Annotated in this window: 12 protein-coding genes; 4 read left to right on the plus strand and 8 right to left on the minus strand. The window is 59.9% G+C overall.

Features of this window, described 5'->3' with window-relative positions:
• Positions 1-78: 78 nt before the first annotated feature.
• From rdgC to LDN12_RS16625, 4 genes are read left to right on the plus strand one after another with little or no spacing between them, the layout of a single operon-like run.
• Positions 79-1,248, plus strand: coding sequence for a recombination-associated protein RdgC (gene rdgC, locus LDN12_RS16610; RefSeq protein ID WP_223923764.1), 1,170 nt, complete (start codon positions 79-81; stop codon positions 1,246-1,248).
• 3 nt (positions 1,249-1,251) lie between these two features.
• Entirely contained in the window at positions 1,252-2,259 is a 1,008-nt protein-coding gene (gene obgE / locus LDN12_RS16615; protein WP_223923765.1) for a GTPase ObgE, read from the plus strand.
• A gap of 2 nt (positions 2,260-2,261) precedes the next feature.
• On the plus strand, positions 2,262-3,383 hold the full coding sequence (gene proB / locus LDN12_RS16620) for a glutamate 5-kinase (protein WP_223923766.1): 1,122 nt from the start codon (positions 2,262-2,264) through the stop codon (positions 3,381-3,383).
• Positions 3,384-3,418: 35 nt separating this feature from the next.
• Positions 3,419-4,015, plus strand: coding sequence for a hypothetical protein (locus LDN12_RS16625; protein ID WP_223923767.1), 597 nt, complete (start codon positions 3,419-3,421; stop codon positions 4,013-4,015).
• Positions 4,016-4,119: 104 nt separating this feature from the next.
• Here LDN12_RS16625 and LDN12_RS16630 read toward each other — a convergent pair whose 3' ends face one another.
• The 8 genes from LDN12_RS16630 to LDN12_RS16665 form a co-directional block, all read right to left on the minus strand.
• The gene (locus LDN12_RS16630; RefSeq protein ID WP_223923768.1) at positions 4,120-4,455 is read right to left on the minus strand and encodes a hypothetical protein; all 336 of its coding nucleotides are present in this window, start codon (positions 4,453-4,455) and stop codon (positions 4,120-4,122) included.
• Positions 4,456-4,475: 20 nt separating this feature from the next.
• Positions 4,476-5,042: an isochorismatase family cysteine hydrolase gene (locus LDN12_RS16635; protein ID WP_223923769.1), complete on the minus strand. Its 567-nt coding sequence runs from the start codon at positions 5,040-5,042 to the stop codon at positions 4,476-4,478.
• Between the two features lies 1 nt (position 5,043).
• Positions 5,044-6,321 carry an MFS transporter gene (locus LDN12_RS16640; RefSeq protein ID WP_223923770.1) on the minus strand — a complete coding sequence of 426 codons (1,278 nt, stop codon included), beginning with the start codon at positions 6,319-6,321 and terminating at the stop codon, positions 5,044-5,046.
• Entirely contained in the window at positions 6,318-6,755 is a 438-nt protein-coding gene (locus LDN12_RS16645; RefSeq protein WP_223923771.1) for a MarR family winged helix-turn-helix transcriptional regulator, read from the minus strand. Before LDN12_RS16645 ends, LDN12_RS16640 begins: the two co-directional genes overlap by 4 nt.
• Before the next feature lie 227 nt (positions 6,756-6,982).
• A complete protein-coding gene (gene bamD / locus LDN12_RS16650) occupies positions 6,983-8,281 on the minus strand; it encodes an outer membrane protein assembly factor BamD (protein ID WP_223923772.1) in 1,299 nt (432 codons plus the stop codon).
• Between the two features lie 5 nt (positions 8,282-8,286).
• Positions 8,287-10,035 carry an RNA polymerase sigma factor RpoD gene (rpoD, locus tag LDN12_RS16655; protein WP_238482115.1) on the minus strand — a complete coding sequence of 583 codons (1,749 nt, stop codon included), beginning with the start codon at positions 10,033-10,035 and terminating at the stop codon, positions 8,287-8,289.
• A gap of 29 nt (positions 10,036-10,064) precedes the next feature.
• The gene (dnaG, locus tag LDN12_RS16660; RefSeq protein WP_223923773.1) at positions 10,065-11,816 is read right to left on the minus strand and encodes a DNA primase; all 1,752 of its coding nucleotides are present in this window, start codon (positions 11,814-11,816) and stop codon (positions 10,065-10,067) included.
• The gene (locus LDN12_RS16665; protein ID WP_223923774.1) at positions 11,813-12,304 is read right to left on the minus strand and encodes a CvpA family protein; all 492 of its coding nucleotides are present in this window, start codon (positions 12,302-12,304) and stop codon (positions 11,813-11,815) included. Before LDN12_RS16665 ends, dnaG begins: the two co-directional genes overlap by 4 nt.
• Between the last annotated feature and the right edge of the window lie 101 nt (positions 12,305-12,405).

Consider the following 12,405-nt stretch of genomic DNA (forward strand, 5'->3'; position numbering starts at 1 on the left):
TAATCGTGGCGCAACCCATGAAAATATGTCATACTAACCAGCTGTTCAAGATATCATCCGAAAGGAAGCACCTGCAACATGGGAGTCTACGCCAACACCGTCAGCATCACCCAGTACACCATAACCGGCGACCTGCCGAAGAACGATCAGTTCCAGTGGTTTTCAGAAAAACTGTCCGCCCGGGGGTTCCAGTCCATCGAAAACTCCGCCGAGGAGTCCTCCGAGGGATGGACCCTGGTGGACCATCCCGATGACGCCGCTTTCGAGGCGCCATCCGATTTCTGGCGTGACAACTACCTGGTCTTCTCCCTGCGCCGCGACCAGCGCAAGGTGCCGACCGCCCTGCTCAAATCCCACACCGGCCGGGAGGAGGGGGCATTCCTGGCCCAACACCCCAACCTGCGCCGGGCGCCCAAAAAGAAGCGGGAGGAGATCAAGGAGCAGGTGCAGTTGCGTCTTTTGACCAAGTCCCTGCCGGTCCCCTCAAGCGTGGACGTGGTCTGGGACCAGAGGAACGGCATACTGACCCTGTTCAGCCTGGGAACCAAGGTTCTGGAACGCTTCGAGGATATCTTCCGCAAGACCTTCGAGGGGCTCAGCCCGGTGATCATCCACCCCTTTGCCCGGGCCAGGATGTTGGTGGAGGGGCCGATGCTGGACAAACTGGAGGCCGCCAACCTGGCCGGGTCGGACGCGGTGGCGGCCCAGATCCGCGACAACCAGTGGTTGGGATGGGATTTCCTTCTCTGGCTCCTCCAACGTGGGGTGAACGGAGAAGGAGAGTTCAACGTCAGCCGACCGGGCCATTTCGCCAACGGCGAGCGCTTTTCGGCCTGGATCGACGACCGTATCCAGTTTCAGGGGGGGAGCGAGGAAGGGAGCATCCAGAAGGTCTCCGTCTCCGGTTCCCAGGATAGTTATCTGGAGGCCATCTCGGCCCTCAAGGGCGGGAAACGAATCACCAGCGCCACTATCTGCATGGAGAAGGACGAAAACCCCTGGAAATTGACCCTCAAGGGGGAGACCTTCGGTTTTGCCTCCCTCAAATGCCCCCAGGTACGCATCGAGAAGGACGCCACCGTGGATCAGATGAGCGAGCGGGAGGCGGTCTTCTACGAGCGCATGTTCCTGTTGGAGCAAGGCGTCCAGCTCTTCGACAGCCTGTTCGCCGCATTCCTGAACGAGCGCTTAAACGATGCCTGGGGGACGCGTCTCCAGGCCATCCAGGCCTGGCTGGACGGAAAGTAGCCTATGAAATTCATTGATGAAGTAACCCTGTTCACCGCCTCCGGCCATGGCGGCGCCGGTTGTGTCGCCTTCCGTCACGAGAAGTTCATCGAGTTTGGTGGCCCCAGTGGCGGCGACGGCGGCAAGGGAGGGGATGTGATCTTCGTGGCCACATCCGGCCTCTCCACCCTGCTGGAACTGCGCCACCGCCCGCACCAGAAGGCCGAGAAGGGACACAACGGCATGGGCAAAAACCGCCACGGCGCCGGCGGGGAGGACTTGGTCATCAAGGTGCCGGTGGGCACGGTCATCAAGGACGCCGAAACCGACGAACAGTTGACCGATCTGACCGAGGACGGCCAACGGGTGGTGCTGCTCAAGGGGGGGCGGGGAGGGCAGGGGAACGCTCGCTTTGCCACTGCCACCAATAAGGCGCCCAAATTCGCCCAACCGGGGGAAGAGGGGGAGGAACGCAAGCTGCGGCTGGAACTGAAGCTCATGGCTGACGTGGGGCTGTTGGGCCTGCCCAATGCGGGCAAATCGTCGCTCATCAGCAAGATTTCCGCCGCCCGCCCCAAGATCGCCGACTATCCCTTCACCACCATGGTCCCCAGCCTGGGCGTGGTGGAATACAAGAATTACCGTTCCTTCGTGGTGGCCGATATTCCCGGCATCATCGAGGGGGCCCACGCCGGCGCCGGTCTGGGGCACCGTTTCCTCAAGCACCTGGAACGCTCCGGCATCCTGCTGCACCTGGTGGATATCTCCTGGATGCCGGACCGGGACCCCCTGGAAGAGTATGAGGCGGTCTGCCGCGAACTGGCCCTGTTCAGCCCCGAATTGGGCGCAAAGGAACAGGTGGTGGTGATCACAAAGACCGACCTGCCCCAGACCCAAGAGCGGCTCGCCGAGATCAAGAACTGGTTCGAGGATCGAAAGATCAAGGTATTCCCCATCTCATCCGCCACCGGTGAAGGGGTCGAGGCGCTTCTGGACGAGATCGCCCGGCGCTTGTGGGCTACTAAGGAATAGGGATGCGTAAAGAGATATTGAAATCCGTGAAGCGGGTGGTGATCAAGATCGGCAGCAGGGTGCTGACCGACGGTGACGGCGCCCTGGATCTGGCGGTCATCGGGCGGATCTGTAGCGACATCGCCGCCCTGCAGGCCCTGCACCTTCAGGTCGTCGTCGTATCGTCCGGCGCCATCGCCGCCGGCAGGAGCGAGCTGGGCCTGACGGAAAAGCCCCGGACCATCCCCCAGAAACAGGCTGCGGCGGCCATCGGCCAGTCGCGCCTCATGCGGGCCTATGAAGAGGCCTTGAGCCCCCACGGCCTCAAGGCGGCCCAGGTACTCCTGACCAGCGAGGACCTGGTCAACCGGCAGCGCTTCCTCAACGCCCGGGCCACCCTGAACGCCCTGTTGGGTTTCGGCATCATCCCGGTGATCAACGAGAACGACACCGTGGTGGTGGACGAGATAAAGTTTGGGGACAACGACAACCTGTCGGCCCTGGTCACCAACGTGGCCGAGGCCAATCTGCTGCTGATCCTGACCGATATCGAAGGGTTCTACAGCGCCGACCCCCACCGGGACCCGGACGCCCGGCTGATACCGTTGGTGAAGGGTATCAGCCGTGATGTGGAGCGGGCCGCAGGGGGGGCCGGGTCCAAGGTCGGCACCGGCGGCATGGCCACCAAGGTGGCGGCTGCCAAGAAGGCTGGCAAGAACGGCGTGCCGACCATCATGGTTGACGGCAAGCGCGCCGGGATCATCGCTGCGGCCCTGGCTGGCGCCGAGGTGGGCACCCTGTTCCTCCCTGCCGGAGAGGGGCTCAATCGCCGCAAACATTGGATTGCCTACACCCTCAAGCCGTCCGGCCGGGTGGTGGTGGATGAAGGTGCGCGGGAGGTGTTGCAGAAACGGGGCAAGAGCCTTCTGCCGTCAGGGGTTGTGCGGGTCGAGGGGCGTTTCGAGCGGGGAGGGTGCGTGCGGGTCTGCGGGCCGGACGGTGTGGAGTTCGCCCGGGGCCTGTCGGATTATTCCAGCGTCGAGGCGGCTCAACTGGTGGGCAAAAAGAGTAGCGAGATCGACGATGTCCTGGGGTATCATTACGGGGACGTGATCATCCACCGGGACAACCTAGTGGTTTTGTAACTCCCCATTACCGCTATCGTCGCATCAGGAACCCCATGGCCGCTTTCCCTTTGTCCGAACAGATTTTCCACTTGGTCCCGTCCCCATCCGTCATGCTGTCGGTGCTGAAGCTCTTCGTCATACCCGTAGGTGGCGGAATCCCTGCCGGCGTCATGCTCGCCAGCGCCAAGGGGTTGGCCTGGCCCATCACCACGCTGCTCTACCTGGTTTCGGATCTTGCCCTGGCCCTTGCCTTTGAACCGGTCCTCCGGTTGCTCGCACTCGTGTGCGGCAAGATCCCCCTGTTAGCCCGCTTCGGCAACGTTTTAAAGGCCGCAACGGCCCGCAGCGCGGCGCATTTCGGCGGCCCCGGCGCAGGCCCCGTCACGCTCGTCATGATCGCCTTTGGCGTCGATCCCATGACCGGGCGCGCCTCGGCGCTCGCCGCCGGTCACGGATTCCTCGCCGGCTGGGCTTTCGCCATCGCCGGGGACATGCTCTATTTCGCCGTCATTGCGCTTACGACCCTGCGTCTTAACTCCTACTTTCACGACCCCAACACGACCATGCTGATCGTCCTTGGCGCCATGTTCGTCGTGCCCATGTTGGTACGCCGTTTTCGGCCCGCACGAGTACCCATTCAAGGGGTCTGAACCAGAATACTTCGGTTCAACATTCGGAGCAATACTACAATTAATTGTTTTCGGCAAGGCTACAGTTGCATTCCGCCCCCGCCCCCCACAAGACACCATCCGGGTCAGATGCATCCACTAGGGGGGGAATTGCCGCCATGAAATTTTCCAAAATGGCGCGCCGAATAAAGGGCGATCAGGAAGGCGCCCATTCCCATGGCAATAACATCCGTGGTTGCATAGAGGTCGAAAGCCCCAACGTGGAAAATAAGAAGATACGCCGCCATCATGTTAAAGAAGCCCCAGACGACATTAACCGTGGATGACGAAAGCCCTACACCGGACGGCTTTGCGAAAGGACTTTGAAAAGAACGTCCCATCATGCCGCAGACAGTATGCGGAATGGCGTTGGCGAGGAAAGCACCGCCGAAAAAATACGCGATAGGGTTTGCCCAGTTCATGTTGAGTCCCTCCCAGTTGGTTATTCCTGTTCGGAGATAAACGCGTCCGTAGTGGTGACCGTTCCGCGTTTTGGAAATATTTTTTCCGTCAGAACGCTATGGACCTCCGCATCCGCATCGCAGCAGGCATCGCGAATGATGGTAAGCCTGAAATCCAGGTCGAACGCTCTGGTGACGGTCGCAAGGACGATGCCGCTGGTGGAAATGCCGAAAAGGACCAGATTTTCAATTCCGCGCGCGCGAAGCGTCAGGTTGAGGTGGTTCTCGGAGAACGCGCCGATGCGTTGTTTATAGATAATCAGGTCGCCGGGTTGGGCAATCGCGCTGTGAAATTCGGCGGAAGGGCTTCCTTTGACAAAGAGATTGTTGTGTTTTGCCCTGAGAAAGGGCGTGTCCCAATCGGCTACTTCCGGGTGGCCTTCGGAAAATCCCAGCCCCACATGGATAAGCTGATACGGTTTCTTTCGGGCCAGTTCCACGATTCTGGATGCGTTGGGAAGAATGCTTTCATAGCCGTCCACCATCGCCAATATCCCTTTTTGAAGGTCAAGCGTCAGTACGGCGGTTTTGGACGGTTCAAGCTTCATTTCATTGTTCCTTATCCGGGTTATTTGGGCAAAGCCCCATTTCCCGATAGATCGGGCGCATGACCGTTCCGATTTTGGGCATCTGCAGCGAGAACCACAGGGAGCCCACAAGACAGAATGTCCCGGTGATGATAATCGTGCCGGCAGCACCGATCTTCTGGGCCAGGGCGCCTGCCAGCAGGCTGCCGATGGGGGCCGCACCGAAATATGCCATGGCGTAGTAGCTGATGACGCGGGCCCGCTTATCCTCTGGCACGAGGGTCTGAATAACCGTACTGCTCGCGGAAGCGCTCTGCATCATGCCGAAACCCGCAAATCCCATGAGCACAAGCGACAGAGCGAACTGGCGGGAGAAACCGAACAGGATGAGCGCAACTCCGAGGGTGGCCGAACTCATCTGGATCATGCGCGTCAAACCGACGACCGATTTTCGGAATGCGAGGGAAAGCGCGGAAACGAGCGCCCCCAGCCCGGAAGCAGCCGTAAGCCAGCCCAATGCATAGGGGCCGCCATGGAAAACCTGACTGGCAAAGACAGGGAGCAAAACCATATACGGATACCCCATCAGCGAGACGACGGCGAAAAGCACAAGGATCGTCCTGAGAGGGGAGAAGCCGCGCACATAATCCCAGCCCTCGCGCACTTGCCTGAACAGATTGTCCGCCGTATGCGCTGTTTCCACCGGTTTGATCTTCATCATGAGAAGCGATGCGACGACCGCTACATAACTTATGCCGTCGATCAGAAAGCATCCGCCCTCCCCGACAAGCCCGATCGTGACCCCGGCAAGGGCAGGCCCCAATAGGCGCGCGCCATTGACCATCGTCGAGTTCAGGGCAATGGCGTTTCCAATATAGTTCCGATCCTCGATCATTTGGATAAAAAACGAGTGGCGTCCCGGCGCATCAAAGGCATTGACCAGCCCCTGCACGGCGCTGAGCGCGATGATCTCCCAAATCGTAATAATGTGGCTGAGGGTAAGGGCCGCAAGCACAAAAGACTGGATGGCTGCCGCGGCCTGCGTCCGGATCAGGAGTTTCCGGCGATCCATTCTTTCAACCCATGCCCCTGCCAATGGTTGAAGAAGGAAGGGAACAATCTGGCCTGCAAAGCCGACAATGCCGAGAAGGAACGCCGAGCCGGTCAGCCGGTAAACCAGCCAGCCGGTCGCCATTCGCGTCATCCAGGTGCCGACGAGCGAAATGCCTTGTCCCATGAAAAAGAGCCTGAAATTCCGGTACCGTAATGCGCGCCCGGCATGGAAAAGCGAATTTTTCATAGATCGACGAGTTTTTTTATAACTTCGCCCGCCGCGAAGAGCTTTTCTTGCTCTTTCCTGTCGAGTTTTCCTATGGCGTGAGCCAGCCAGGCATGTTTGGCCTCTCGCACATTCTTGCGCATGGTCTTGCCTTTGGCGGTCAAAACGATGTTCATTCGGCGACCGTCGGTAGGGTGCGCCTCGCGTTCGACCAGCCCCATTCTTGCCAGTGTTGCGATGGCCGTTCCCATGGACTGCGACTTTACCCCCTCGGCGCGCGCAAGATCTGCGGCGGTTGTTGGGCCGTCTTTGTCAAGGCGGACGATCACGGATTTTTGTGTCCATGATAGTGCGCTAAGTTCCGAAGGGGCTGCCGCCCGAATACGCCTGATAAGAGAACCCAAGGCAAGTGTCAGTTCGCTGACGGCCGTTTCGATGTGTTTGGACGATGACATGAATAGAGTATGCCATATTGGCAGTTAAACTGTCAAGCTTAACTGTCAATATGTTTTGTCTTGCTCCCAAGATATGGATTATGGTTGAATCTAGGTATATACTGCTCTTACCTCATGTGGTGCACGTACAAAGAGAATCTACCTCAGCAGCTTGTAACGCAAACGGCCCCCGGGATATAACACCCGGGGGCCGTTTGGCGGTATGTCATGTGGGTACGGTTGTGCGGTCAGTTAGCCTGCACCGTCGCAACGCTGGAGGCGAAGGTCTCCGTGCGTTGCAGTTGCCCGTTGGCAACCTCTATCCGGCACCGCACCTCCTGCCCGTTGCGGCTGTCGCCGCGTACCCTCAGGTTCAGGTGGTATTCCGCCATCCTTCCGGTTTCCAGGGCGTCGATCCTGAACGACAGTGTGTCCGTGCCTTCGCGGTGGAATTGGGGGTTCTCCGCCTCCGGGAACTCGAACTGGGGCGGCAGGGTCGTCCGTACGGTCAGGTCACGCGCCGTCTCGGACCCGATGTTCAGCACGGTCATGCGGTAGCTGATCTGCCCGCCCGGAGTGATCTTCCGGCTGGCGGGCCGCGCTACGACACGCACCAGCGGCGCGGAGGTCGTCACCAGGGTTTCACTGGACAGGACCACATCGCTGAAGCGCGCGGAGGCCACTTTGAGGGCCATCTCCCTGCGCTCGCCGTCCACCCGGTCCGATGGTATGTGGAACGCGATGACCCCTTTGAAGGACCGCCCCGGCCCGATGGTCACGCGGTTGGTTGCCGTGCCCGGGGTTGCCTCGCCCGACAGCAGCGCGCCGTATTCCGCAGGTGCGCTGGTTTCAAGGATGTACTCCTCGCTATTTTGGGTGTTGTTGGCGATCACGAAGGGAAGCGTCCCGTTCTGTCCTGCCAGGGCAACACGGCTGTTTTCCAGGGTGATGGCGGTGGCCGCGCGGATAGCCTCTTTGGCGGTTTTCTCAGCCGCGATCCGCTCCCGCTCCCGGCGTTCCAGCTCGGCCTTTTCCCGGGCGATACGCTCCTGTTCGGCCTTGAGCCGGGCTTGGCGTTCCTGCTCCTGTTTTTCGGCAATGGCCCGCTCGATGGCAAGCTGCTCGTTGCGCATCTTTACGGCGGCCATATGCAGCACCTTGTTCTCCTGGAGCTTTTCGCCCTTGTGCAGGCGCGTCCCCAGAACGAGCAGTTCGTCCTCTATGCTCGACCGCAAGGGGTTGGTGGGGAATTCGGTGGTGAACTGGTTGACGGTGCGGGCTGCCAGGGTGTTGTCGCCAGCCTTCAGGCCGGAACGGGCCAGGAGCAGCAGGGACACGTCCTTGAGCGGCGTGTCGGGGAACATCTGGGTGAGCTGTTTGACCTTGTCGATGGCCAGGAGGTAATCCTTTTTCTGGTAGGCGTTAAAGGCCTCCACAAAAAGGTTCGAGTCGTCGATCTCCGCTGCCGGGGCGCGGAGCGCACCCGACAGACAGAGGAAAAGCGCCAACGCGGAGATGACAAGGTATGCGAATGGCAATCGGCGCACGGATCTTATTCCACGAAGCTCTTGAGTTTCTTGCTGCGGCTCGGATGGCGCAGTTTGCGCAGGGCCTTGGCCTCGATCTGGCGGATACGCTCGCGGGTGACCTCGAAATCCTGACCGACCTCCTCCAGGGTGTGGTCGCTCTTCTCGCCGATGCCGAAGCGCATACGCAGAACCTTTTCTTCGCGAGGCGTCAGGGTTGACAACACCCGGGCCGTCTGTTCGGACAGGTTGGCCTTGATGACCGCCTCGATGGGCGATATGACCGCCTTGTCCTCAATGAAATCGCCCAGGTGGGAATCCTCTTCCTCGCCGATGGGGGTCTCCAGGGAGATCGGTTCCTTGGCGATCTTGAGCACCTTGCGCACCTTGTCCAGAGGCAGCTGCATCCGCTCGGCGATCTCCTCGGGAGATGGCTCGCGGCCGTTCTCCTGGACCAGTTGGCGGCTGGTGCGGATCAGTTTGTTGATAGTCTCGATCATGTGGACCGGGATGCGGATGGTGCGGGCCTGGTCGGCGATGGCGCGGGTGATGGCCTGGCGGATCCACCATGTGGCGTAGGTGGAGAACTTGTAGCCGCGCTGATACTCGAACTTGTCCACCGCCTTCATCAGGCCGATATTCCCCTCCTGGATCAGGTCCAAGAACTGCAGGCCACGGTTGGTATATTTTTTGGCGATGGAGACGACCAGGCGCAGGTTGGCCTCGATCAGCTCCGACTTGGCGATCCGGGCCTTGGCTTCGCCCTCTTCGATGGCTTTCAGGGCGGTGGAGAGGTCGCTGGCCTTGAAGCCGGACTCCTGTTCCACCTTTTGCAGTTTACGGGCGGCGCTGCGCAGGCGTTTTTCCAGCTTCTGCGTCTCGTCGGTCCCCAGCTTGAATTTTTTGAGATCGGCGATGGCCTTTTCGTCGTCCTTGTGGAGCCGGTCCACGAGGGCCTTCAATTTATCCGCCGGGATAACCTCTTCCAGATCGGCGAGTTCCGTCCCTAATTTCTCCACCTTGATGGAGAGTTCCTTGAGGCGCTCGGCGATCTTGTTGATGTGGCGGTCTTTCAGGCGCAGGGACTTGAGCAGTTCTGCCTGACGTTCCTTGGACTCGCGTACCTTTTTCTCCAGTTCCTTCTTCTTGGCCGCCGATTTTGCCGCCTCTACCTGGTCGGCAAGTTCGATCAGAATCTGGTCCTGGGCGCCAATCTCATCGATAACTGCAAGGATGCGCGTCTTCTGCACGTCCTCTTCGTCCTCTTCCAACTCCTCCTCTTCGACCTCTTTGCTGATCTCGGAGGCGTTCATCTGGAATTTTCGCAACTTGTCCCCCAGTTGCAGGACTTCGCGCACCGTGATGGGGGTGTTGAGGATGATGCCGGCCACGTCCCGTTCGCCGTCCTCGATGCGCTTGGCGATCTCCACTTCTCCCTCGCGGGTGAGGAGTGAAACCGAACCCATCTCCCGCAGGTACATGCGGACCGGGTCGCTGGTCCTGCCGATTGAGCCGGGCTCGAACTCGACCTCTTCGGCCTCCCCCTCCACATCCTCGTCCTCTTCCAGGTCGATCTTCATCTTTGGGATCTTGACCTTTTGGGCGGAATCGACGATCTCGATGTCCATATCCCCGAACATGCCCATGACGTCATCGATTTGATCGGTGGCGATATCGGGCGGGAGTATGTCATTGACCTCGTCGAAGGTGAGAAAACCCTTTTCCTTGCCGAGGTCGATCAATTGTTTCACGTCGTCCATGTTCTTTTTTGCCATTTTTTTCACCTCAAACGCAGCCCTTGGGGCTACAGCTTCGATTTTCTGGTGCGTAGTGCGTCGGCCTGCTGTAAAAGCGCTGTATATTCTTCGCTGTCCGGGTCCAGGACCGCCAACCGTGCGGCGATGTCGCGAATGGAGTGGAGCGCGCGCTGTTCTTTGTTGCGCTTAAAATTAGCAATAACCGTACGCCAATCTATATCTGCAAGGTGTTCGTCGTTCACGAGCACCTGGGACAGGATCCGCTTCTGGTCAGGGTCTTCAAGCCCTTCCAGAAGGCTGTGCACCTGGTGAGGGTCTTCGCTGGCACCGAGCGAAGCAAGCACCGCCTCGGCCAGGTGCCGGTACGGTCCCTCGAAGAGGTTATCGATCCCGAATGCGCGAACATCGCCGCGTGCTTCGGGGTACCTGATCAACAGAGCCAGCAAGGTGTCCTGGGACCGGTCCCTCTGGTGAGTCTGGGGTCGCTGCGCCGCGGGCATGTCGCGGGCCGTGACGTCCATACCGCCCAGACGCTTGCGGAAGGCGTGCACCGCGATGCCCAAAAGGCGGCAGATCTCTTTCTCGTACAGATCCCGCTCCACTGGATCTGCGATTTTCCTGAAGCGGGGGATCACCTCATCCATGACCCGCACCTTGTTATCCACGCTGTCCGGCGGGGTGCGGGCGAGCAGGGTGCGTACGTAATGGTCGAACACCGGCCGTGCCTTGTCCCGGCAGGCGGTGAAGGACTCCACCGGGTTTTTGGCAAGGAAACTGTCCGGGTCGTCGCCGCTCGGCAGGGTGACGACATAGGCCGGCATCCGCTGCTCGAGGAACAATTCCATGGAGCGGAAGGTCGCCTTGAGGCCCGCCGCGTCGCTGTCGAACAGGGTGTAGACCTTTGCCGCGTGGCGCTTGATCAGGCTCGCATGGGTTGTCGTCAGCGCGGTGCCGCAGGTGGCGACCACGTTGCGTATCCCGGCCCGGTACAGCGCCAGGTGATCGAAATACCCCTCCACGATGATGACGCTGTTTTCGGTCCTGATGGCCGGGAGGGCCATGTCCAGGCCGAACATCACGGCGCTCTTGTGATACAGCGGCGATTCCGGCGAGTTGATGTACTTGGGGAGCGATGAGTCCAGCACGCGCCCGGCAAAAGCGATGATCCGGCCCTTATGGTCGCGGATCGGAAAGATCAGGCGATTGCGGAACAGATCGTGCCAGCCGTTATCCCCTTTGCGTATGATACCAAGTTTTTGGGCCGTTTCCAGGTCGACACCCTGGGTCTTGAGATGTTTGGCAAGACCGTCCCACCGGTCCGGGGCAAAGCCGAGCCGGTAATCAGCGGCCAGAGCCTCATCCACGGCCCGGTCCTTCAGATAATTCCTGGCGGCCTGTCCCCCGGGCTCCTTGAGGAGCACCGACCGAAAATAGTCTGCGGCAAGCTCGTTGATCCGCTGGAACTGCTGCCGCTCGTCCTGAGCGTGCCGCTCAGTCGGGGTCAGTTGCCGTTCCTCGATCTCGATCCCGGCCTTCCGGGCCAGGAGTTTGACCGCTTCCGGGAACCCGACCCCCTCCATCTTCATCACAAAGGAGAAGGCGTTGCCCCCCTCGCCGCAGCCGAAACAGTGAAAGATCTCCCGGGCGGGGTTGACGTTGAACGACGGGGTCTTTTCCCCGTGGAACGGACACAAACCCACGTAATTCGCCCCGGCGCGTCTCAGTTGGACGTAATCCGAGACAACTTCAAGTATGGAGACGCGTTCCGCGATCTCCCGCACTTTTTCTTCGGGGATCATTGTTGTGTGGTGGCTCCGCTCCGCCAGTGTGAGAGTATTTTATCGCCTGTCTGCGCCAACAGATTGGCCGATTCCGTGTTCCTGATCCTGGTTTTCAGCTTTTCCGGCATAAAGCCCGCTGTGGCGGTGCTGAACAGCAGGCTGAGCAGCAGCACCCCTTCGGCCGCCCCGATCAACAATCCGCCTATCCGGTTGAGACCCCCCAGCATGACGAGGCGCAGAGCGGTGGTGACGATGTTGCCGACAATATGGATGACGATGCCCGTTATCAGCAGGATCAGGATAAAGGCCAGAAAAGCGCAAATCTGTACCGGCAGATGCGTGATGCCCCGTATCGGCTGTGAAACGGCCGGATAGAAATGATACGCCAGCCAGGCGCCCAGAATCAACCCGATCAGGGAAGACGCCTCGTTGACGAGCCCGCGGGCCAATCCCTTGAGAGCAAAAAAGAGGAGAACCGCCAGGATAATGATGTTGAATGCATTCATCGGGGAACCATGTGCCGGCTGTCGGGCAGAGATATCAGTCGGTGAGCGCCATCCCGGCGGTTAGTGTTCACGGAGGAGCGTCACGTTACTCCTGATTGATA

This window comes from Geobacter sp. AOG2 (assembly GCF_019972295.1).
Classification (GTDB): Bacteria; Desulfobacterota; Desulfuromonadia; order Geobacterales; family Pseudopelobacteraceae; genus Oryzomonas.

Bases quoted from the DNA above. Each gene is read 5' to 3' on its own strand.
- rdgC (WP_223923764.1), top strand. From the start codon at position 79: ATGGGAGTCTACGCCAACACCGTCAGCATCACCCAGTACACCATAACC.
- obgE (WP_223923765.1), top strand. From the start codon at position 1,252: ATGAAATTCATTGATGAAGTAACCCTGTTCACCGCCTCCGGCCATGGC.
- proB (WP_223923766.1), top strand. From the start codon at position 2,262: ATGCGTAAAGAGATATTGAAATCCGTGAAGCGGGTGGTGATCAAGATC.
- LDN12_RS16625 (WP_223923767.1), top strand. From the start codon at position 3,419: ATGGCCGCTTTCCCTTTGTCCGAACAGATTTTCCACTTGGTCCCGTCC.
- LDN12_RS16630 (WP_223923768.1), bottom strand. From the start codon at position 4,455: ATGAACTGGGCAAACCCTATCGCGTATTTTTTCGGCGGTGCTTTCCTC.
- LDN12_RS16635 (WP_223923769.1), bottom strand. From the start codon at position 5,042: ATGAAGCTTGAACCGTCCAAAACCGCCGTACTGACGCTTGACCTTCAA.
- LDN12_RS16640 (WP_223923770.1), bottom strand. From the start codon at position 6,321: ATGAAAAATTCGCTTTTCCATGCCGGGCGCGCATTACGGTACCGGAAT.
- LDN12_RS16645 (WP_223923771.1), bottom strand. From the start codon at position 6,755: ATGTCATCGTCCAAACACATCGAAACGGCCGTCAGCGAACTGACACTT.
- rpoD (WP_238482115.1), bottom strand. From the start codon at position 10,035: ATGGCAAAAAAGAACATGGACGACGTGAAACAATTGATCGACCTCGGC.
- dnaG (WP_223923773.1), bottom strand. From the start codon at position 11,816: ATGATCCCCGAAGAAAAAGTGCGGGAGATCGCGGAACGCGTCTCCATA.
- LDN12_RS16665 (WP_223923774.1), bottom strand. From the start codon at position 12,304: ATGAATGCATTCAACATCATTATCCTGGCGGTTCTCCTCTTTTTTGCT.